23 protein-coding genes, 1 tRNA gene and 1 pseudogene are annotated in these 21,282 nt (G+C 61.7%); 13 read left to right on the forward strand and 12 right to left on the reverse strand.

Annotation, left to right across the window (positions count from 1 at the left end):
- Window positions 1–18 precede the first annotated feature (18 nt).
- Both FTO60_RS08935 and FTO60_RS08940 read left to right on the forward strand, forming a co-directional pair.
- Window positions 19–95, forward strand: a tRNA-Pro gene (locus FTO60_RS08935).
- A gap of 70 nt (window positions 96–165) precedes the next feature.
- Entirely contained in the window at window positions 166–1,245 is a 1,080-nt protein-coding gene (locus tag FTO60_RS08940) for a 2'-deoxycytidine 5'-triphosphate deaminase (protein ID WP_148055631.1), read from the forward strand.
- Here FTO60_RS08940 and FTO60_RS08950 read toward each other — a convergent pair.
- The 8 genes and pseudogenes from FTO60_RS08950 to FTO60_RS08985 form a co-directional block, all read right to left on the reverse strand.
- Window positions 1,242–2,695, reverse strand: a pseudogene (locus FTO60_RS08950) (GGDEF domain-containing protein). The gene FTO60_RS08940 and the pseudogene FTO60_RS08950 overlap by 4 nt on opposite strands.
- Window positions 2,696–2,722: 27 nt before the next feature.
- Window positions 2,723–2,926, reverse strand: coding sequence for a hypothetical protein (locus FTO60_RS08955; protein WP_148055634.1), 204 nt, complete (start codon window positions 2,924–2,926; stop codon window positions 2,723–2,725).
- A gap of 99 nt (window positions 2,927–3,025) precedes the next feature.
- Window positions 3,026–3,661, reverse strand: coding sequence for an SMC-Scp complex subunit ScpB (gene scpB, locus FTO60_RS08960; RefSeq protein ID WP_148055635.1), 636 nt, complete (start codon window positions 3,659–3,661; stop codon window positions 3,026–3,028).
- Window positions 3,654–4,442 (reverse strand): ScpA family protein, encoded by a 789-nt coding sequence (locus FTO60_RS08965; RefSeq protein WP_148055636.1) that lies wholly within the window; start codon window positions 4,440–4,442, stop codon window positions 3,654–3,656. Before FTO60_RS08965 ends, scpB begins: the two co-directional genes overlap by 8 nt.
- Complete coding sequence (nagZ, locus tag FTO60_RS08970) at window positions 4,435–5,439, reverse strand: beta-N-acetylhexosaminidase (protein ID WP_148055637.1); 1,005 nt, start codon at window positions 5,437–5,439, stop codon at window positions 4,435–4,437. The genes FTO60_RS08965 and nagZ overlap by 8 nt, the downstream gene beginning before the upstream one ends.
- Window positions 5,440–6,063: an SPOR domain-containing protein gene (locus FTO60_RS18040; protein WP_368074250.1), complete on the reverse strand. Its 624-nt coding sequence runs from the start codon at window positions 6,061–6,063 to the stop codon at window positions 5,440–5,442.
- Window positions 6,064–6,542: 479 nt separating this feature from the next.
- Window positions 6,543–8,285, reverse strand: coding sequence for an arginine--tRNA ligase (argS, locus tag FTO60_RS08980; RefSeq protein WP_148055638.1), 1,743 nt, complete (start codon window positions 8,283–8,285; stop codon window positions 6,543–6,545).
- 142 nt (window positions 8,286–8,427) lie between these two features.
- Window positions 8,428–9,591, reverse strand: a complete 1,164-nt coding sequence (locus tag FTO60_RS08985; RefSeq protein WP_148055639.1) for a deoxyguanosinetriphosphate triphosphohydrolase — start codon at window positions 9,589–9,591, stop codon at window positions 8,428–8,430.
- Window positions 9,592–9,687: 96 nt separating this feature from the next.
- Between FTO60_RS08985 and FTO60_RS08990 the strand changes: the two genes are divergently transcribed.
- From FTO60_RS08990 to xth, 3 genes are all read left to right on the forward strand, one after another.
- Complete coding sequence (locus FTO60_RS08990) at window positions 9,688–10,011, forward strand: iron-sulfur cluster assembly accessory protein (RefSeq protein ID WP_148055640.1); 324 nt, start codon at window positions 9,688–9,690, stop codon at window positions 10,009–10,011.
- Window positions 10,012–10,257: 246 nt separating this feature from the next.
- Complete coding sequence (locus FTO60_RS08995; RefSeq protein ID WP_148055641.1) at window positions 10,258–10,599, forward strand: hypothetical protein; 342 nt, start codon at window positions 10,258–10,260, stop codon at window positions 10,597–10,599.
- A gap of 108 nt (window positions 10,600–10,707) precedes the next feature.
- Window positions 10,708–11,508, forward strand: coding sequence for an exodeoxyribonuclease III (gene xth / locus FTO60_RS09000; protein ID WP_148055642.1), 801 nt, complete (start codon window positions 10,708–10,710; stop codon window positions 11,506–11,508).
- A 30-nt stretch (window positions 11,509–11,538) separates the two neighbouring features.
- Here the strand turns inward: xth and FTO60_RS09005 are convergent, their stop codons facing one another.
- Together FTO60_RS09005 and dksA are read right to left on the reverse strand one after the other, a co-directional pair.
- Complete coding sequence (locus FTO60_RS09005; protein WP_254696765.1) at window positions 11,539–12,684, reverse strand: FAD-dependent monooxygenase; 1,146 nt, start codon at window positions 12,682–12,684, stop codon at window positions 11,539–11,541.
- A 1-nt stretch (window position 12,685) separates the two neighbouring features.
- Complete coding sequence (gene dksA / locus FTO60_RS09010; RefSeq protein ID WP_148055643.1) at window positions 12,686–13,108, reverse strand: RNA polymerase-binding protein DksA; 423 nt, start codon at window positions 13,106–13,108, stop codon at window positions 12,686–12,688.
- Between the two features lie 189 nt (window positions 13,109–13,297).
- On the opposite strand from dksA, the gene FTO60_RS09015 reads away from it, so the two are divergent.
- From FTO60_RS09015 to FTO60_RS09045, 8 genes are all read left to right on the forward strand, one after another.
- On the forward strand, window positions 13,298–14,137 hold the full coding sequence (locus FTO60_RS09015; RefSeq protein WP_148055644.1) for a MoxR family ATPase: 840 nt from the start codon (window positions 13,298–13,300) through the stop codon (window positions 14,135–14,137).
- A 369-nt stretch (window positions 14,138–14,506) separates the two neighbouring features.
- Window positions 14,507–15,871 (forward strand): DUF2927 domain-containing protein, encoded by a 1,365-nt coding sequence (locus tag FTO60_RS09020; RefSeq protein WP_148055645.1) that lies wholly within the window; start codon window positions 14,507–14,509, stop codon window positions 15,869–15,871.
- A 12-nt stretch (window positions 15,872–15,883) separates the two neighbouring features.
- Window positions 15,884–16,054 carry a hypothetical protein gene (locus FTO60_RS17680; protein ID WP_172623854.1) on the forward strand — a complete coding sequence of 57 codons (171 nt, stop codon included), beginning with the start codon at window positions 15,884–15,886 and terminating at the stop codon, window positions 16,052–16,054.
- Window positions 16,055–16,058: 4 nt separating this feature from the next.
- On the forward strand, window positions 16,059–17,243 hold the full coding sequence (locus FTO60_RS09025) for a VWA domain-containing protein (RefSeq protein WP_148055646.1): 1,185 nt from the start codon (window positions 16,059–16,061) through the stop codon (window positions 17,241–17,243).
- A complete protein-coding gene (locus FTO60_RS09030) occupies window positions 17,240–17,599 on the forward strand; it encodes a hypothetical protein (protein WP_148055647.1) in 360 nt (119 codons plus the stop codon). The genes FTO60_RS09025 and FTO60_RS09030 overlap by 4 nt, the downstream gene beginning before the upstream one ends.
- Window positions 17,592–18,188, forward strand: a complete 597-nt coding sequence (locus tag FTO60_RS09035) for a DedA family protein (RefSeq protein WP_254696766.1) — start codon at window positions 17,592–17,594, stop codon at window positions 18,186–18,188. Before FTO60_RS09030 ends, FTO60_RS09035 begins: the two co-directional genes overlap by 8 nt.
- Window positions 18,185–18,814, forward strand: coding sequence for an MOSC domain-containing protein (locus FTO60_RS09040; RefSeq protein WP_148055649.1), 630 nt, complete (start codon window positions 18,185–18,187; stop codon window positions 18,812–18,814). The genes FTO60_RS09035 and FTO60_RS09040 overlap by 4 nt, the downstream gene beginning before the upstream one ends.
- Window positions 18,815–18,854: 40 nt before the next feature.
- Window positions 18,855–19,541: a M48 family metallopeptidase gene (locus tag FTO60_RS09045; protein ID WP_148055650.1), complete on the forward strand. Its 687-nt coding sequence runs from the start codon at window positions 18,855–18,857 to the stop codon at window positions 19,539–19,541.
- On the opposite strand, the gene FTO60_RS09050 is transcribed toward FTO60_RS09045, so the two are convergent.
- On the reverse strand, window positions 19,531–20,073 hold the full coding sequence (locus tag FTO60_RS09050) for an RSP_2648 family PIN domain-containing protein (protein WP_148055651.1): 543 nt from the start codon (window positions 20,071–20,073) through the stop codon (window positions 19,531–19,533). The genes FTO60_RS09045 and FTO60_RS09050 overlap by 11 nt on opposite strands.
- A 10-nt stretch (window positions 20,074–20,083) precedes the next feature.
- Window positions 20,084–21,280: an RSP_2647 family RNA methyltransferase gene (locus tag FTO60_RS09055; protein WP_148055652.1), complete on the reverse strand. Its 1,197-nt coding sequence runs from the start codon at window positions 21,278–21,280 to the stop codon at window positions 20,084–20,086.
- Window positions 21,281–21,282: the final 2 nt, after the last annotated feature.

The following is a 21,282-nucleotide window of genomic DNA, read 5'->3' on the forward strand; positions in this document are numbered from 1 at the left end:
GTATGAAGTCGCCTTAGTCGGGCTATGGCGCAGCCTGGTAGCGCGTCCGTCTGGGGGACGGAAGGTCGCAGGTTCGAGTCCTGCTAGCCCGACCAACATAACCGCCCGTTCGTGCAGCCGCGCGGCGGGCGTTTTGCTGTCGCGCATCTAAAGGGGGCGAAATCAATGGCCAAATCGGGCGTTCAGTCAGACCGGCAAATGCAGGTGATGATCGCAGAGCGCGCGATCAGCGCCAGCGCGCCCATTGCGCCGGGCCAAATCCAGCCCGCCTCGCTTGATTTGCGGTTGGGCACCACGGCCTATCGGGTGCGCGCCTCTTTCTTGGCTGGGCGGTCGCGCACCGTTGCCGACCGTCTGACCGATTTCCAGATGCACGCGATTGACCTATCCGATGGCGCGGTGCTGGAAAAGGGCTGTGTCTACGTGGTGCCGCTGATGGAGTCACTGGCCCTGCCCGCAGGCACATCCGGTGCGGCCAGCGCGAAATCCTCGATCGGGCGGCTGGATCTGCTGACCCGCATCATCACCGATCACGGCACCGAATTTGACCGGGTGCCTGACGGCTATACCGGCCCGCTTTACGTTGAAATCTGCCCGCAGTCCTTTTCGGTGATCGCCACCGCCGGACAGATGCTGAACCAGATCATTTTCCGGGTCGGCAAGACGGTGATCAGCGATGATGACCTGCGCAAGCTGCATGCGAAAACGCCGATCGTGAACGGGGATGCCGTGATTTCCGACGGGCTTGGCTTTTCCGTCGATCTGAAACCGCGCGGCGACGATCTGGTCGGCTATCGCGCCAAACCGCATACCGGCGTGATTGATCTGGGCCTGCTCAACCACTATCACGCCGCCGATTTCTGGGAGGAAGTGCGCACCACCGATGGCTGGATCATCCTTGATCCCGGTGCGTTCTATATTCTGGTCAGCCGCGAGGCGATTGCGATTCCGCCCGATACGGCGGCCGAAATGGCCCCTTATCTGGCGATGGTCGGCGAATTTCGCGTGCATTATGCGGGCTTTTTCGACCCCGGTTTCGGCTGGGACGGTGCGGGCGGTGCCGGGTCACGCGGGGTGCTCGAAGTGCGCTGCCACGAGGCCCCGTTTGTTTTGGAACACGGCCAGATCGTTGGGCGGCTGGTCTATGAAAACCTGTCCGAAGTGCCGCAACAACTATATGGCCGCGAGATTGCCTCCAATTATCAGGGTCAGGGGCTAAAACTGTCCAAGCACTTCAAGGTCTAGGCGCTCATCAGGTTAAGACTGCCATGCGCGACGACGCAGTTGCGCCCCCGCCCCTTGGCCAGATACAGCGCATCGTCGGCGCGTTTCATCGCATCGGAATGGGATGTATCGCCCGGCTGGAACTGGCTTAGGCCCAGCGACGCGCTGACGGTCGCGGGCAGGCCCGCGCCTGCGCCGCCATTCAGTGGCATACGCGAAATCGCCAGCCGGACACGTTCGCAAATTGCCGCCAGTTGTGCAGGATCATCGGTCTCGAGAATCAGCATGAATTCCTCGCCCCCCAGCGACCCAGAACATCAACCTGCCGGAGTTGCGGGCGCAGGACCTCTCCGACCTGGGCCAGTATCCGGTCACCTTCGTCATGGCCCAACTGGTCATTGACCCTTTTGAAGTGATCAAGGTCGATCAGCACGATGCCCGTGCCAACCCCGTTTTCGACAAACCGTGTCCAGCGTCGCGACAGTGCCTCGTGCAACCCGCGCCGGTTCATGATTCCCGTCAATTGATCGTAGGTTGCCATGCGCGCCAGCTGGCGTTCGGTCATGCGCCGGGCGCGATCGACCCGTTCCTGTATGACGCCCGAATGCACGGCCGTGCCGACCATACACCAGATAATCAGGCTGATGATCATCGCCTCGACGGGGATCATCCGCTCCGTCACCTGAAACATCCGGTGCAGCACAAAACCGCCGGCCCAGGGCACCAGAAAACCGACCATCATCATGATCCGCGTGCGCTTGCCCACATCACCATAAAGCAGGGCCACCCGCACGAAGGGGCGATGCAAATAAAGTGTCAGCACCGCCAGCGACAAAGGGATCAGCGACACAAGCGTCGCCATCGACATATGACCATCAAACAGTTCCAGCCCATAGCTCATCCCGACAAAGGCATTCAGGATCGCCGCAATCGCCACAAGATTGAATGTCAGCCCGATCCGCCCGAAATGACGCCGCACCATGACCGAGGCAAAGAGCATCATCAGAACAAAGGCGGTATCGGTGCCCAATTCCGCATGTAAATTGATCGCGAACGGTTGAAATACCCATCTCTCAAGCCCGCCCGATAGCAGGCTTTGCCACGCGGGAAAGACCCCCTCAAGCGTGCGTTCGCCAACGATCAGCAAACAGACGCCCGACAGCACATAGCGCCAGGCGGGCGTGGGTTGGTGATGGCGAAACGAAAGCACCCCCACCGAGAGCGCCAGCAGCAACACGGCTGTCAACGGGTGGGTCGCCGGCCCGTTTTCAATGGGTCGCAACAGGGCATCAACGCCAGCAAATGTTTCGATCAAGGCCAGCAGCGCCAGCACAAGCGAACAGGCCGCAAGCGGGCGGCGAAGCCGCAATCCCTGCCGGATCAATCTGAATCGGGCGGCATCGGCACGGGAGTAATTGGCGGTGAAACTGGTCAAAATGGATACCCGACGGTGACATGTCGGGATCCTCATCACACACCCAGCCTAATTTTGCGTTAATCAGAGCTTGCCGATGCGCCGTCCCATGCGCATGGCCTGACGCGCGCGCTTGGTCCCGTCACGGGCCTGTTTGGCCTGCTGGCGCTCTTCGCGGGTCATGTTTTGTGGATCACGGCCACGATTGGCGGCCATATCGATCCCCTTGTTAATGCCACGATTCACCAATTTACGTAAAATCATCGAAATAATGCGGTCGACGTTCATCTGCGCGTCCTTTGCTCTGCCTGATGGAAATCTAGCCCATTTCGCCTGATATCCCAAATCACGCAAACGATAGCAGGGCTTTCGGGCGATTTCGTGGCGCTATTCGTCCTCGAACAATTCGGTCTGGTCATCATCGTCGTCTTCGCTTTCGCCCATCCCGGTCCCGGGTGGCGGACGGTTTTCCAGCAGGCCAGCTGATCGCAATTCCTTGAGCCCCGGCAAGTCCCGCGCGTTTTCAAGGCCGAAGTGATCAAGAAACTCCTGTGTCACCACAAAAGTCACAGGCCGCCCCGGCGTCATCTTGCGCCGCCCAAAGCGGATCCATTCCATCTCGATCAGCTGATCAATCGTGCCGCGGCTGACCGACACACCGCGAATTTCCTCGATTTCGGCGCGGGTGACGGGCTGGTGATAGGCGACGATGGCCAGAGTTTCGATCGCCGCGCGCGACAGTTTGCGCACCTCGATCGTTTCCTTTTGCATCAGAAAGCCCAGATCAGAGGCGGTGCGAATGGCCCAGGCATCGCCCACCTTCATCAGGTTCACGCCGCGCCCGTCATAGCGTTTGCGCAGATGCACCAATGCCTCGGCAGGGTCACAGCCATGCGGCATCCGGCCCGCCAATTCCTTGATCGTGACGGGATCGGCAGTGGCGAACAGGATCGCCTCGACCATGCGCTCCTGCTCGGCCATTGGCGGGGCTTCGAACAGGCTTTCTTCTTTGACTTCAACCATCTGTGGGCAACTTCTTACGTATTTGGATGGGGGCGAAAATCTCGCCCTGACGGATTTCGATACGGCCTTCCTTGGCCAATTCCAGACTGGCGGCAAAGGTGCTGGCGGTGGCGGATCGTTTCTTGGCGGGGTCCATCTCCCAGCCCTCGGGCAGGTAGGACATGATGTCGGTCCATTCGCCCGCAAAGCCGATCAGCCCGCGCATCCGCCCAAGGGCTTCTTCCATCGTAAAGACAGAATCGCGGTCCATCGTAAAGGGGCGGAAATCATCGCGGGTGCGAATGCGCGCATAGCCCTGCATCAGGTCCAGCAGGGTCGCGGTATAGGTCACGCGGCGCACACGGGCAACGTCTTCGGTGATGCCGCGGGCAAAGAAATCTCGCCCCTTCTGGTCGCGCGCCATCAATTTGGCCGCCGCTTCGCGCATCGCTTGCAGACGCTCCAGCTGAAACGCCAGATGGGCGGCCAGTTCCTCGCCCGATGGTCCTTCCTCGGCGGGATCGGGGGGCAGCAGGAGGCGCGATTTCAGAAACGCCAGCCACGCGGCCATCACCAGATAATCAGCGGCCAATTCGATGCGAAGTTCCTTGGCCCGTTCGATAAAGCCCAGATACTGTTCGGCCAGTGCCAGCACGGAAATCTGGCGCAGATCGACCTTTTGCGTGCGCGACAACGTCAAAAGCAGATCAAGCGGCCCCTCGTAACCGTCCACGTCCACAATCAGCGCCTCGGCAGCAAGCCGGTCGTTCACATCTTCCTGAAACTGGTCTTGCTCAGCCATGCGGCCCCTCGCCTAAAAGCCCGTTAAATTCGGCTTCCAGAGCGGGAATGTCAATCAGTGTCGGCGATTTACGCGTGGCAAGGGCGGCATCGGCGCGGGCCTGCGCGACCGGGGTCAGCGCACCGCTGGCGGCGGCGACCTGTTCCATTTCGCCGGCGTGGCCATTGCAGTGCAAAACCACGTCGCATCCGGCAGCAATCGCGCCCGCGGCGCGGGCCGTCAAATCACCCTGCAAGGCCTCCATCGACAGGTCATCGGTCATGATCAGCCCGCCAAAGCCGATGTCCTCGCGGATCACCCGCATCATCTTGGCCGATGTGGTGGCGGGGGCGGTCGGGTCGATGTCTTCGAACACGATATGGGCGGTCATGCCCATCGGCAGATCGTTCAGCGCTTTGAACGGCGCGAAATCCTGCGCCGCGAGGTCAGCGCGGGTGGCGGTGACGCGCGGCAGGTCTTTGTGGCTGTCAACGCGGGCGCGGCCATGCCCGGGGATATGTTTCAAGACCGGCAACACCCCGCCCGCCAGCAGCCCGTCAGCCACCGCGCGGGCGGCCGCAATCACGGTCTCCGCATCCTGCCCATAACAGCGGTTCCGCAAAAACGGATGGGTGTCGTGATCGGCCACATCGGCCATCGGCGCGCAATTGGCATCAATGCCGACATCGCGCAGTTCCGCGGCAATCAACAGATAGCGCAGATGCATGGCGCGCAGCGGATCATGGGCAACCGCCATCTGGTCCAGCGGCGGCAGGTATTCGCGCCAGTATGGCGCGCGCATCCGCTGCACGCGCCCGCCTTCCTGATCAATCAGGATCGGCGCGTCACGGCCCACAGCATCGCGCAGGTCCGCCGTCAGGCGGCGCAGTTGTTCGGGCGTGTCGACATTGCGTGCAAACAGGATGAACCCAAGCGGGTCACAATCTCGAAAAAACGATCTTTCCCAGTCAGTTACAGCGTGACCTTCAGGTCCGAAAATCGCCGCAGATTGCGGCATTTAACGGACCACAACGGGGATACAGGCGGCCTCCTCGGCGACCAGGGCGCTGCAGAAGCGGCGCGCATCGGCCAGATCGTCAAAGCCCATCGCACGCAACCTGTAAAAGGTGCGCCCGCCACTTTCGGCGCGCTGGATCAGACGATCCTTGCCATTCATGTAATCGCTGAACTCACCTGACAGGCGGGTCCATTCGCGCGCCGCGATCTCGGCGCTGTCAAAGGCGCCCAGCTGCACCAGCTTGGTGCCTGCGGGAATCACCGCCTCGCTGACGGCGGCAGGTGCGCTGGCGGGGGCCGGCGCGCTGGCGGGCGCGGCTTGGGCCACGGCGGGCGTCACGACTGCAGCGGCGAATCCGCCGTTGGGACGGACCCTTGGACGCAGGGAGCGCGCGACACCGGCCGCAGTCGTGGCGACGGGCGACGCTGTCGGCGCAGGCGTTTCAACCTGTGCGACACCGGCCACAGCGACAGCCACGGGCACATCTTCGCCCGCTTCAAGGTCCGTCATCGGCGCGGCGGCGGCAGCGATCTGATCCGCCAGCGCCAATACTTCCTCGACCGTGAGGGGCGTGTCGGGATCAACGGGGCTGGCGGTCTCAGCGGCTTCGGCAACGGCGGCCACTTCGCCTTCAACCACCGTGCCAAGCGGGTCTTTCGGCGCCAGCTCACGGGCTTCGGCCGATGGCGTGATTTCAAGGTCTTCTTGCGGCAGGGCGGGCTGCGCGGGGCCAGCACCAGCGTATCTTCGGGCGGGGCGACGCCGCCCTGGGCGGGCACGGCATTGACGGAAAGCCCTGTGTGCAGGGCAATTTCACCACCGGGGTTTTCGGGGGCGGATCGCATCGGCCCCTCCATCGCGCGCACGACCGGAACACCCGTCGCATCGCGCACCAGCAATTTGTAGCCCCAGACACCGATCCCCACCACAAGCGCGAGCGACATCGCCGCCCCTGCATAGCTTACCAGTTTGCCCGCGCGCGGACCTTTTCCCGAACGCGCACCCTCAAAGGAAGTCTCTGCCATATCGCCTCGCTGCCCGCTTTGGGCTGCACGTGGCACCCCGCAGGTCTCTCTTGCCTCACTCGCCCAGACGCGTGCGCTTTAGCGCATCTCTTCTGCTGGGGTCACGCCAAGAATACCAAGACCGGACGAAATAACAACGGCGACAGCACGAATCAGCGCGATTTTGGATTGTGTTGCCGATGAATCACCAATCTGCAGGAACCGCAGGTCGGTGTCGTCGTTGCCGCGGTTCCACAGGGCGTGAAATTCCGACGCCATTTCATATAGATAAAAGGCGACCCGATGCGGCTCGTTGGTGCGCGCCGCGATTTCCACAAGGCGCGGAAATTCGGCGATCTTTTGCGCCACTTTCAGCTCGGCCTCGTGGGCAAGACCGGACAAATCGGCCCCCTGCAGGGCGGCGTCATCGACAGCGATCCCTTCCTCGGTCGCCTTGCGCAGCACCGAGGCAATCCGCGCATGCGCATATTGCACATAGAACACCGGGTTGTCCTTGGACTGTTCGGTGACCTTGTCAAAATCGAAATCAAGGGGCGCGTCGTTCTTGCGGGTCAGCATGTGGAACCGGGTCACGTCCTTGCCAACGGCATCGACCACATCGCGCACGGTGATAAACGTCCCGGCCCGTTTGGACATCTTGAAGGGTTCGCCGTTCTTGAACAGTTTGACCAGCTGCGTCAGCTTGATATCAAGCGGCACGCGGCCATCCGACAGCGCCGCGACAGCCGCCTTCATCCGTTTGACATACCCGCCATGATCCGCGCCAAAGACGTCGATCAGCTGATCATAGCCGCGCTGCACCTTGTCATAGTGATAGGCGATGTCGGGCGCGAAATAGGTCCACGCCCCGTCCGACTTCATGATCGGGCGGTCCACGTCATCACCAAATTCCGTTGACTTGAACAGGGTCTGTTCGCGCGGTTCCCAGTCCTCGGGCATCTTGCCCTTGGGGGGTTCGAGCGTGCCCTTGTAGATCAGACCCTTCTGATCAAGATCGGCAATCGCCGCCTCGATCAGACCCGTGCCATAAAGCGATTTTTCACTGTAAAACTTGTCCATTGCGACACCGAGCGAGGCCAGATCCGCACGGATCAACGCCATCATGGCATCGGTGGCAAATTCGCGCACAGCCTCCAGCCAGACATCCTCGGGCTGATCAACATAGGCATCGCCGACCGATGCCATGAGCGCCTTGCCCGTCTCGATCAGGTAATCACCCGGATAGGTGCCATCGGGAAAGGCGACCTGTTTGCCATGCGCCTCAAGGTAGCGCAGATAGACCGACCGCGCGAGGACATCGACCTGCGCGCCGCCGTCATTGATATAGTATTCGCGCGTCACGTCCCATCCGGCGAAATCCAGCAGGCTTGCGAGCGCATCGCCAAACACGGCCCCGCGCGTATGCCCCACATGCAGCGGGCCGGTGGGATTGGCCGATACATATTCCACGTTGACCTTTTGCCCCTGCCCCATCGTCGAGCGGCCAAAACCATCCACGTCAAGCGCGGCCTTGACCACGCCCTGCCAGACCGCAGGGGCCAGACGCATATTCAGAAAACCCGGTCCTGCAACCTCGGCCACAGACACGCGCGGATCAGCCGCCAGCAACGCGGCCAGGGCATCGGCGATATCGCGCGGTTTCATTCCGGCCGGTTTTGCCAGCACCATCGCCGCGTTCGTCGCCATATCGCCATGCGCCGCATCACGCGGCGGTTCTACCGTGACAGCCGCCCGGTCAAGCCCCGCAGGCAGGCGCCCGTCAGCCACCAGCGCATCCAGACAGTCGATCACAAGCACACGGATTTCAGCAAAGAGGTTCATCAGCGCGTTTTCCTATTGTTCAAGGGGCGGTTTATCACGGCCCTGCGCCGCGTCAACGGATGGCAGGGGAAACAACCTTGATCCGCACCACATTCGCGTTTCCGGGCGCAAGCCTGCTGGCGACGCTGATCATCCGGCGCAGCTAGCCCATCAATCGCGCGTGGGTTTCCAGCGCGAAACGGTCGGTCATCCCGGCGATGTAATCAGCCACGATCCGCGCCAGCGCCGTTTCGTCGCGCGCCTCGGCCACATCCTTGCGCCATTGCTTGGGCAGATGTTCGGGCTGCGCCATGAAAAGCGGGAACAGGTCATTCACGACCTGTGTGACGTCCTTGCGCATCCGCACCACGGCGGGCGCGCGATACATGCGGGTGAACAGGAACTTGCGGATCACCCCAAGGTCGGACCAAAGCGCGGGTGAAAACTGCACCATCATCCGGCCCGCGTGGCGGATATCGGCGGCTGATTGCGGGTCCACCTCGGCCAGATTGGCGCGGCTTACGGCCATCACATCCTCGACCAGAATACCAAAGAAACGGCGCAGGGCCTCGTGGCGGCGACGATAGTAATTGAGGCCGGGGTATTTGCCGTCCACCTCGCGAAAACAATCCCCCACCACCGGCAGATCCAACAGATCATCGGTGCCGAACAGTTCAGCGCGCAAACCATCATGCAGGTCGTGGTTGTTATAGGCGATGTCATCGGACAGGGCCGCGACCTGCGCCTCGCCGCTGGCGTGGGTATGCAGCTCAAGATCGTGACGGGCGTTGTAGTCGGCCAGCGCGTAAGGCACCGGATCACTAACCGGACCGTCGCCCGGAACGGGCGCAACAGGACCATTATGTTTGGCGATCCCTTCCAGCGTTTCCCAAGTCAGGTTCAGCCCGTCCCATTCGGCATAATGGCGCTCCAGATTGGTGACGATACGAATGGCCTGCGCGTTATGATCGAAACCGCCGTAGGGGGCCATCAGGGCCGATAGCGCCTCCTCGCCCGTGTGGCCAAAGGGGGTGTGGCCCAGATCATGGGCCAGCGCCACCGCCTCGGTCAGGGCACCGTCCAGCCCCAACACGCCGGAAATGGTGCGCGCGACCTGCGCGACCTCGATCGAATGGGTCAGGCGGGTGCGAAAATAATCACCCTCGTGTTCGACGAATACCTGGGTCTTGTGTTTCAAGCGGCGAAAGGCGCTCGCATGGATAATCCGGTCGCGATCACGCTGAAAGGGCGAGCGAAAAACACTCTCGTCCTCGGGATAAAGCCTGCCCCGCGTCCCGGCGGGATTGCAGGCATAGGGCGCTGCCATTGCCTTTGCCTCGTCTTCATTTGTCGGGCGCCTGCCTTGCCGCCCCTGCCTGCTGTTCCTATATTCAATTTGAAGGTAAACCGATAGGCCCCCAAAATGATGATCCCGCCCAAAGTGACCGCCCGCGCCTTTGAACGCCTGGCCGAAATTGGCGCAAGTGCCCAGGGCAAGGCCCTGCGCGTCGCCGTTGAAGGGGGCGGATGCAGCGGGTTCCAGTATGAAATCGACCTTGATGATCCCAAGGATGATGATCTGATCCTTGAAGGATCGGGTGAAAAGGTGGTGGTGGACTCGGTATCGCTCCCGTTCCTGACAGATGCGGTGATCGATTTCTCCGAAGAGCTGATCGGCGCGCGCTTTGTGATCGAGAACCCGAATGCCAGCAGCTCTTGCGGATGTGGTGTCAGCTTTTCGATGTAGGACGCCATCACCGCTGCCACTGACGCCGCGCCTGCAAGGGCCGCGGCGTTTTTCATGGGCAGCATAATTCCCGACCGTGTTTCTTGAATGAACATTCAAGGATTTCCGTCGAAATTTCTTGGTGCGAAACGACCCATTCAGTTGTGCGCAAACAAACACACTATACGGTTTAGTTCAAAAATTTTCCTCCTATATCAGACCTGTCGGTGGCAATCACGCCACCCCCAAAACAAAACGGAGATTAACATGAAACGCACATCTATCGCTCTCGCCCTCGTCGCATCCCTTGGCGTCGCATCTGTCGCAACTGCGGCCGATTACAACTATTTCGGTCTGCAAGGCACCCAGGACGCATCCTCCAATATCGACGTCGGCCTTGTGCGCGCGGCCACCGACGGCACCGTGCAGATCTACAGCTACAATGGCGGCGAAACCGGCGCGCTTCTGGGCGAAACCGCCGTTCACGCCGGTGCGAACCCGGATGTGGCCGTCAATGTCGGCGCCCAGCCCGTCACCAACGTGATTGCCGTGCTCTATGACGAAAGTGGCAATGCAGTGGCCGATCAGGTTCTGACGCTCGCCCGTTAAGGCCCCCCATTTGCGACCCCAAAGGGCCGACGCCGTGAAGCGCCGGCCCTTTGCCTGTTGTGTCGCCCGCCACTGTCGGTCAAAAATGGCCAAAATCAGGGGTGCCACATGAAAATCGCGACATTCAATATCAACGGAGTAAAAGCGCGCATCGACGCACTGACCCAATGGTTGCGCGACAGCGCGCCAGACGTTGCCCTGTTGCAGGAAATCAAGTCTTTGGACGCGAACTTTCCTCGCGAAGTCTTTGAAGATATGGGATATAATGTCGAAACCCATGGGCAAAAAGGGTTCAACGGCGTCGCGATCCTGTCGAAATTCCCGCTTGAAGACGTGGTGCGCGGGCTGCCCGACGCCCAGGGTGCGGGCCGCGAGGGTGTTGACGACATCGAAGCGCGCTGGATCGAGGCCACGGTTGTGGGCGAACGAGCGGTGCGTATTTGCGGCCTCTACCTGCCCAATGGCAACCCCGCACCGGGTCCGAAATACGACTATAAACTGCGCTGGATGGACCGTTTGCACGCCCGCGCCAAAGCGCTTATGGAACGTGAAGAACCCGCCCTAATGGCCGGAGATTACAACGTTATTCCCCAAGCATTAGATGCAAAACGCCCTGATGCATGGCGCGATGATGCGCTGTTTCGTCCCGAGAGCCGTGCCGCCTTTCGCCGGATCGAAAACCTTGGTTTTACCGAGGCCTTTCGCGCCCGTGTGCAGGGCGCTGGCCACTACAGTTTCTGGGACTATCAGGCGGGCGCCTATGACCGCAACGACGGTATCCGCATTGACCATGTTCTGCTGACGCCGCAATGCGCCGACTTGCTGACCGATTGTTGGATCGAGGCCGAGGTGCGTGGCCGCGATAAACCCTCGGATCACGTGCCGGTGTGGGTGAATATCGCCGCGTAATCTATTGTTTTTACTTCCATAAAGGCCGCGTTAGGCTGTCACATCATGCCCGTAAAGCCAATCCATCCGCCCCAGGAACGCATTTGGCGCAACCGCCCCCAGCCCGCGCAATCCCAGATGGGCGACGCGGCGCTGAAGACCCGACAGGTGATAGTTGCGCGCATTGGCATTGGCCGCTGAAATCGCGCGCTGCACACGGGCGCGACGCTGCGCCTGATAGGCAGGCAGGGCCACCGCCAGATCACCGTGTGCGGCGCAATTGGCGGCCAGCGCCCAGGCATCCTCGAACGCCAGATTTGCCCCCTGCGCCAGAAATGGCAGGGTCGGATGCGCCGCATCCCCCAGAATCGCGATGTTGTCCTGATACCAGACCTGCGCGACCGGATGACGGAACAACCCCCAAAGGCGCAGGTCTTCGACCTGATCCAGAATACCGCGCAACCGCCCCGACAACCCGCGGAACGCCTGCCGCAGGTTGCCCGCATCGTCGTCGTGGTTCCAGCCTTCGGCCGCCCATTGCTGGCGCGCCTGCACCGCCACGATATTGAGCCGCCCGCCTGTCAGGGGATAGGTCACCACATGCCGCCCCGGCGCCATCCAAATCCGCGCGACCGGATCGGCGTCAGCCATGTTCACAACTGCGCGCCAGGCTACCTGCCCCGTGAAAAACGGATCATCGGCCCCATTCAAGCGCACCCGCAATTGCGAATTGATCCCATCAGCCCCGACAATCAGATCGCCCTCGGGCAAGGCGGCGTCGATGCGCGCATCGGTGTGAATTTCGACCCCTGCCGCAACACAGGCCTCCATCAGCAAGGATATCAGCGCCGCGCGATGGAAAAACCGGTAGGGCGGACCGTCAAGGCCGGTCAGATCGAAACGGGTCACGGGCCGCCCGCTGACCGCATCCATCGGTTCCACGGCCTTGGCGACGATACTATGGGCAGCCATCGGGCCATCAAGGCCAAGGGCCGACAGAACCCGCGCGCCATTGGGGGTGACCTGAATACCGGCGCCGACCTCTGCGATGCGCGGGGCCTGTTCAAAGACCTGCACGACCGCGCCCTGACGCGCAAAGGCCAAAGCCGCCGCAAGGCCACCCAAACCGCCCCCCACAACGCAAACGCGGCGACCCGTGTTGGGGCCGCCGCCTGTATTTTTCGCCAAATCGGTCACATCAATCGTCCCGATGCACCTTTTCGCGGCGCTCGTGACGCTCTTGCGCTTCAAGGCTCATGGTCGCGATCGGGCGTGCATCAAGGCGTTTGAGGCTGATCGGTTCACCGGTGATGTCACAATAGCCGTATTCACCTTCGTCGATCCGGCGCAGGGCCGCGTCGATCTTGGCAACCAGCTTGCGCTCGCGGTCGCGGGTGCGCAGTTCCAGCGCCCGGTCGGTTTCTTCCGAAGCGCGATCGGCAATATCGGGAATGTTGCGGGTGCTGTCTTTCATGCCCTGCACGGTGTCACGGCTGTCTTCCATGATCTCGGCTTTCCATGCGATCAGCTTGCGGCGGAAATACTCGGTCTGGCGCTCGTTCATGAACGGTTCGTCTTCGGCGGGACTATAGTTGTCCGGCAGGAACACTTCGTTTTTCATCTCTGCTCCCCTGATCAGGTCAGGCCCTGTATGCGACTCGGAAACTGTCAACGGGACCCTCCTTTTGGCATCCTTTACCCCCTTGCCGCCCCAGTGTCACCCCCTTTGACGGCAAAATGATGACCCTTGAACAGCGCGGCGGGGATGTTATCGTTAACGGCAAGTAACCAGCGAAAAGGTTTGGATTTTATGCGCTTCACCGGAACCGACAGCTATGTGGCGACCGATGATCTCACGGTGGCGGTGAACGCGGCTGTGACGCTGGAACGCCCGCTTCTGGTCAAGGGCGAACCGGGCACGGGCAAGACCGAACTGGCGCGGCAGGTCAGCGCGGCGCTGGGGCTGCCGATGATTGAATGGCACATCAAATCCACCACCCGCGCCCAGCAGGGCCTTTATGAATACGATGCCGTCAGCCGGTTGCGCGACAGCCAGCTGGGGGATGCGCGGGTCAACGATGTGGGCAACTACATCAAACAGGGGAAACTCTGGCAGGCCTTCGCCGCAAAAGGCCGCGTCGTGCTGCTGATCGATGAAATCGACAAGGCCGACATCGAGTTTCCCAACGACCTGCTGCAAGAGCTGGATCGCATGGAGTTTCACGTCTATGAAACCGGCGAAACCGTGCGCGCCCTGCAGCGCCCGATCGTGATCATTACCTCCAATAACGAAAAGGAACTGCCCGATGCGTTCCTGCGCCGCTGCTTTTTTCATTACATCCGTTTTCCCGACATGGACACGATGCGCAAGATCGTCGAGGTCCATCACCCCGGCATCAAAGAGGCATTGTTGACCACGGCGCTGACCCAGTTCTTTGAGGTGCGTGAACAGGCGGGGTTGAAGAAAAAGCCGTCCACCTCGGAAGTGCTGGATTGGCTGAAGCTGCTGCTGGCCGAAGACCTGAGCGCCGAAGACCTGAAACGCGATGGCACCGATACCTTGCCCAAATTGCACGGCGCGCTGTTGAAAAACGAGCAGGACGTGCATCTGTTCGAACGGTTGGCCTTTATGGCGCGGGGGCAGCGTTAGGGAGGGCACTATATCTTGCGCCCCTCCCCCCCAGATCCCCTAATGCGCCGAAAAGACTGAGTCTTTCCCGCCACGCTTGACCTTTATCACACCATTTACCGGCATATTCTGCGTGATTTCGCGCGCCGACCCGCGCCTAATGGGCGGGTCCGAGGATCGTCATGGGAATGCCCCAATCTGTCCTAACTCGGGCCGCAGTCCAGCACCAACTTGCGACTGTGATTTGAGGAGAACAGGTTTGACCAAGGCAAAAATGCCGGTTGCAAGCCATCCTGCGCAGTCAAACGCAAAGCGTGACCGTGTGGTGTGGGGGACCGAAACAGCAACCATCGCCGCACCCGCGGGCCGGTCATCCCTTGGGGGTGACGCATGAACCTTTTGCGCCGCCGCCTGATGGCGGTTTCCGTTGCATTCCTGACCGGTTGCACACCCGTGCCCCAATCCGCGCCCCCTGCCCGTGCCCTTGGCATGGCCGATACATTGCCCCCGATGCGCACCTTTGCCGCGCAACGCTTCCCCCGTCCGACCCGCCCGAATGCGGAAATTGCGCAAGACTTCCTTGATCTGTCATTCCGCATGGAAAGCGGACGCCCGATTGCCCGCATGACCCGTTTCGAGGGGCCGATTTCCGTGCGTGTCACAGGGGCTGTCCCCCCAAGCCTGATGCCCGACCTGCGCAGCCTTCTGGGGCGCTTTCGCGCTGAGGCCGGAATCGACATCTTCATGACCGGCGCGCCAACCGCATCCATCACGATCGAGGCCGTGCCGCGCGCCGAACTGCAACGTGCCGTGCCGCGCGCGGCCTGTTTCGTGGTGCCGCGCATTTCGTCCTGGGACGAATTCAAACGGGTGCGCCGCACGCCGCAGGTTGACTGGACGACCCTGCAACGGCGCGACCGCGCAGTTGTGTTCGTGCCCGCCGATGTGGCGCCGCAGGAAATCCGCGATTGCCTGCACGAGGAAATAGCCCAGGCGCTTGGCCCGCTGAACGATCTGTATCGCCTGCCCGATAGCGTGTTTAATGACGACAACATCCATGCGGTGCTGACCGGCTTTGATATGCTGATCCTGCGCGCCTATTATTCAGATGACCTGCGCAACGGCATGAGCCGTGGCGAAGTGGCCGCGCGCCTGCCCGGTGTGCTTGCCCGTCTCAATCCGGGCGGCCAGACCGGCCCCGCCGCGCCGCGCAACGACACGACCCGCAACTGGATCGAGGCGATGGAAACTGCGCTGTCCAGTGGCGCCACCCCGAACCGGCGCCGCGAGGCCGCGCGCGAGGCGATCACGCTTGCGCAGAACTTTCGCTGGGATGGCACGCGCAGCGGCTTTGCCCATTATGCCTATGGCCGTCTGCAGGTCGGCTATAACCCCGATCTTGCCCTGGCGTCGTTTCAGGCCGCGCAAAACGCCTATGGCCAAAGCCCCCTGACCCAGATCCATGCGGCCCATGTGGCCGTGCAGATCGCCGCATTTGCCCTGGCCGCCGGAGATGCCGACAGCGTGCTGAATATCGTTGATCGCGCGATTCCCGTGGCCGGTGCCCATCAGAATGCCGCCCTGCTGGCAACCTTGATGATGTTCCGCGCCGAAGCCCTTGAAATGACGGGCCGGTATTCCGAAGCCGACGCGGTGCGACTGGACAGTCTGGCATGGGCGCGTTACGGATTTGGCTCCGAACGCAACATACGGGCGCGCCAACGCGAAATCGCGGGGCTGAACCCGACAAAATAAGGCTGACCCCCGATGATCTTTCCCCTGACAGGTATACTGATTGGTGCAGTGACAGGGGTCTTCATGGCCAAACGGCGCGGCGGCAAACCCGCCGATATGGCGCAATGGGGCGCGGCCCTTGGCCTGATCTTTGGGGTCATCGGCATGTTCGTGCTGATTATTGTCGAACGCAGCATTACCTGACGCGATGTTCCTGCCCTTCTTTGCGAAATTGCGCGATACTGGGGTTCCCGTTTCCTTGCGCGAATTTCTGGGCTTTCTCGACGGCGTGCAGGCTGGCCTCGCGACCTATGACATCGAGGCATTCTATGTCCTGGCCCGCACGATCATGGTCAAGGACGAGCGCAACATCGACAAGTTCGACCGTGCCTTTGCCGCCAGTTTTGCCGGTCTGGAAAACATCAGTGCCGCGCAGGTTCTCGAGGCTGTCGATATCCCCCGCGACTGGCTGGAAAAGCTGGCCGAAAAACACCTTAGTCCCGAAGAAAAGGCCGAGATCGACGCCCTTGGCGGGTTTGACAAGCTCATGGAAACCCTGCGCGAACGTCTGAAAGACCAGCAAGGCCGCCATCAGGGGGGGAACAAATGGGTCGGCACGGCCGGCACCTCGCCCTTTGGAGCCTATGGCTATAACCCCGAAGGCGTGCGGATCGGTCAGGACCAAAGCCGCCACCAGCGCGCCGTCAAGGTCTGGGACAAGCGCGAGTTTCGCAATCTTGACGACACCGTGGAACTGGGCACCCGCAACATCAAGATTGCGCTGAAACGCTTGCGGTCCTGGGCGCGCGACGGGGCGCATGATGAACTTGATCTCGATGGCACGATCCGCGCCACCGCCGAACACGGCTACCTTGATGTGCAAACCCGCCCCGAGCGGCGTAATGCGGTCAAGGTGTTGCTGTTTCTGGACGTCGGTGGGTCGATGGACCCGCATATCCGCGTGGTCGAGGAACTGTTCAGCGCCGCGCGGGCCGAATTCAAGCACCTGGAATATTACTATTTCCACAACTGCCTTTACGAAGGGGTCTGGCGCGACAATGCCCGCCGCTGGGGCGCGCAGACCCCCACATCCGAGGTTCTGCGCACCTACGGATCGGATTACAAATGCATCTTTGTCGGCGATGCCAGCATGTCGCCTTACGAGGTTGCCGTGCCGGGCGGCGCAAACGAACACTGGAACGAAGAAAGCGGCGAGGTTTGGTTGAACCGCGCGCGCGATCAGTGGCCCGCGCACCTGTGGATCAACCCCCTGCCCGAACCGCACTGGCCATATACGCAATCCATCGCCATGATCCGCGACATATTCGGCGCGGACCGCATGGTGCCGATGACGCTGGACGGGATTTCGCGCGGGATGAAGGCGCTGACATGATCAAACGGTTGTGGCACAGGCAAAGGATCGCCCTGATCGGCTTTGTGATCGCCCTTGGGGCCTTGGGTTTTTTCGGCTTTCGCACCGCGGCGGCCTGGATCTACTGGAACGATCCCGCCCATCAGGATCAGCCGCTGGCGGGCTGGATGTCGCCGCGCTACGTCGCGCGCTCGTATGATCTTCCGCCCGAGGCCATCAACCCCGCGCTGTTTTTGGATCAGGACGCGCCACCGCGCCGCATTTCAATAGAAAAAATTGCCCAGGAAAACGGGCTGACCCTAAGGGAGCTGCAGGCGCGCATTGATGCCGCCGCGACGGCGTGGCGCGCCGTGCAAGAGGTCGGCTCTGGTGGCTGATTTCGTTCTGGGATTGGTGGCCGATTACGGCGTGACGATCGTCTTTGTTGTTACCTTCCTTAGCTGCCTTGCCCTGCCCGTGCCTTCGTCGCTGCTGATGCTGGCCTCGGGCGGATTCGCGGCAACGGGCGATCTGTCGGTCGCCGCCGTCGCGGCGGCTGCGTTTGGCGGCGCGGTCCTGGGCGACAACACGGGCTTTTGGGGCGCGCGCAAGCTGGGCATGGGCGCGCGCGGCTGGCTGACCCGCACCCCACGGCGCGCGCGGCTGCTGACCCGCGCGGCCCTGTTTCTGGGTGAACGGGGTGGCCCGGCGGTGTTCTTTTCCTGCTGGTTGGTGGCGCCGCTGGGGCCATACATGAACTACGTCTGCGGCCTGACCGGATACTCATGGCCACGCTTTGCCCTTTGGGGAATCGCCGGAGAAATCGTCTGGGTCGGGCTTTATGTCGGGCTGGGCTACGGCTTTGCCGATAATATCACCGCCGTATCGGGCCTGCTGGGCAACGCCAGCGGCTTTGTCACTGCTTTGGCGCTGGTGATCGGGTTGGGCTGGTGGCTGTGGCGGGCCAGCCGAAAACCAGCCGCATGAAGGTCTTGGCCGCCTGCATCGCACAGGCGCGGCCGATCGCCGCGAAATCAGGGATGACGGGGCATTTCAAAGCGGCGCAGCCTGCGGTGACAGTCGGGCACATGGGGCTGGACGGCGACACCATCGTTGATCGCGCCAACCACGGCGGCCCGGATCAGGCGGTCTATATTTTCACGCAAACGGATCGCCTTTGGTGGGCCGATCATCTTGGTCGCGATCTGCCTGCCGGGTTCTTTGGAGAGAACCTGTTGATCGACGGATTGGCCAGCGCCGATCTGGCCCTTGGTGATTTACTGGTGATTGGCGATGTCACACTGCAAGTCACAGCACCGCGCATTCCCTGCATCACTTTTGCGGCCCGGATCGGCGACCCGCAGGGGGTCAAGATGTTTCACAAGGCCGCGCGCCCGGGGGCCTATGCACGGGTGTTGCACGGCGGTGATGTTACGCCCTTGGATGTGGTAAAACACATTGAATATGACGGTGAACGCATTGGTATTGTGGAAAACTTTGCCCAGTATTTGGCAGGTTTTCCCGACCATACGTTCCTTGAAGCCCTTTTGCGCGTTCCTGCCCATCACAAGGCACTTGCGATGGCTGCTCAGCGCCTTGGACACCCGCCATGATGACACTGGCAATCGCGCCCCAACGCCCCATATATAGCATATGTTGAAATTCACCCCGATCATTCTGGCCGTGCTCTACGGCTTTGCGATGTATCGCTTTTCGGTCTGGCGCACAGCGCGCGAACTGGACAGCAGATCGACACAACTGGCTGATCCCGCTTTGAAAAAGCTGATGGATCGCATGGCGGCCGCCCTCGATCTGGCGCGCATCAAGGTGCATATCTATGAAATCGATCCGGTCAACGGATTGGCCGCCCCTGACGGGCGCATCTTTATCACCCGCGGATTTTTCAACAAATACCGCGCGGGCGAGGTCACGGCCGAGGAAATGGCCAGCGTGATCGCTCACGAATTGGGCCATGTGGCATTGGGCCATTCGCGCCGTCGGATGATTGATTTTTCCAGCCAGAACGCCATGCGCGCCGCCCTGATGATGGTGATCGGGCGCTTTGTGCCCTTTGTCGGGCCATTCATCGCCAACGGGTTGATGACCCTGCTGGCCGCACGTCTGTCGCGGCAGGATGAATACGAGGCCGACGCCTATGCCAGCGCCCTGCTGGTCAAGGCAGGGATCGGAACTTCGCCGCAGAAGTCATTGTTTACAAAGCTGGAAACCCTGACAGGCGCAAGGGGCGCAGAACAGGCGGCCTGGTTGATGAGCCACCCTAAAACAGCCGAACGCATCGCTGCGATCGAGGCCAATGAGGCCAAGTGGATCAAACCGTAAGCGCCTTGCCGAACCGCGGCAGCCGCGCCTTTTTCATCAAAGCGCGCATGGTCCAGTCCGCACCCGACAGGCGGCGGGCCTCGGCCAGAACGCTGTCGGCAACGGGGCGCACCAGATCCGGGTGATCCGCCAAAAGGTCACGCAGGAAACCATCGGGATCACAACGGCTTAGCCCCTCTTCTTCAAGTATATTGCGGGGAAAATCCTTGGCGTTCATCGTCAGGATCATATCGCACGACCCGGCAATCGCCGCCGCCAAGACATGCACATCCGCTGGGTCAGGCAGCCACAAACGGCCCTCAAGTCCCGGGTGAACAGGTATAACTGCATCCGCGAACCGACTGTAAAGCAATGATATTTCACCGCGCGCGATCACCTCGCCCTCGGGTCCGATCTTGCGCGCGGCCAGCGCCCATTCTTCCAGTATCCTAGTGGACCAGCGCGCTTCGAACAGCCCCGTTTGCGCCACGCCCAGCACCACTTCGCGCATGACCGTCGGATAAAGAACGCAGGCGTCGATCAGAACCCTCACAGCCGGCCCCTCATAACCGGAATGTCAGCGCCTTGAGGTAACCGCTCTCGGCCAGTTGCGGCAGCAGCGGGTGGTCCGGTCCAGCCGAACCGGTATTGACGATCACCCCGCGCCGCCCGCCACGGCCAATCCCGCGCGCGCTGGCATTGCGAAATTTCGTCAGATCCGCCGCATGCGAACAGGAACACAACACCAGATAGCCACCATCTGCCACCAAAGGTGCCGCCAGCCGCGCCACCCGTTCATAGGCGCGCAATCCGGCCTCGAGCGCGTTCTTTGACGGCGCAAAAGCGGGCGGATCGCAAATGACAACGTCAAACTGCGCCCCTTCTTCGCCAAGGGCCGCCAGCACGTCGAATGCATCGCCCTGACGGGTCGCGAACCGGTCAGCCACACCGCTGGCCACCGCCCCCGCCTGGGCCAGGTCCAACGCTGGCGCCGACCCGTCAACCGCCAGCGCCGAGGCCGCGCCATTGGCCAGGGCCGCCAGCGAAAAGCCCCCCACATGGCTGAACATATCCAGCACCCGTGATCCGTGTGACAACGCGGCCGCAAAGGCGTGGTTGGGCCGCTGATCGAAAAACAGGCCGGTTTTCTGCCCGCCCATCACATCGGCCATATAGGTCGCGCCGTTCATCGGCACGGGGATCGCGGCGGTGGGGGCCTGGCCCAGCAACACGGTCGTTTCTTCCGCCAACCCTTCGAGAGCACGCGCGCGCCCTGTGCCGTTCTTGATGATCGTCGTGACACCGGTGACCGATGCCAGCGCCGCCGCCAGCGGTTCAATCAGCGCGTCGGCCCAGGCCGCGTTGGGCTGCACCACCGCCGTATCGCCAAAGCGGTCAATCACCACGCCCGGCAAGCCGTCAGATTCAGCATGGACAAGGCGGTAGAAAGGCGCGTCATAAAGGCGTGCGCGATGCGCCAGCGCCCGCGCGATCCGGTCCGCGAACCACGCCTGATCAATCACCGCCTCGGAGTTCTGGTCAAGCATCCGGCAGATGATCCGCGAGGCCGGGTTAACGGCGACAACCCCCATCGGGCGGCGCTCGCTATCTTCAAGCTGGGTGACGGTGCCACCCGCCATGCCTTTGGTGCGGCGATCAAGCACGACTTCGTTTGCGTAAACCCAGGGAAACCCGTGGCGCACGGCGCGCGCATTGGCTTTGGGTAACAGGCGGACAGGCGGAAAGGAGGGCTGCGTCATGC

The organism is Octadecabacter sp. SW4 (assembly GCF_008065155.1).
GTDB lineage: Bacteria > Pseudomonadota > Alphaproteobacteria > Rhodobacterales > Rhodobacteraceae > SW4.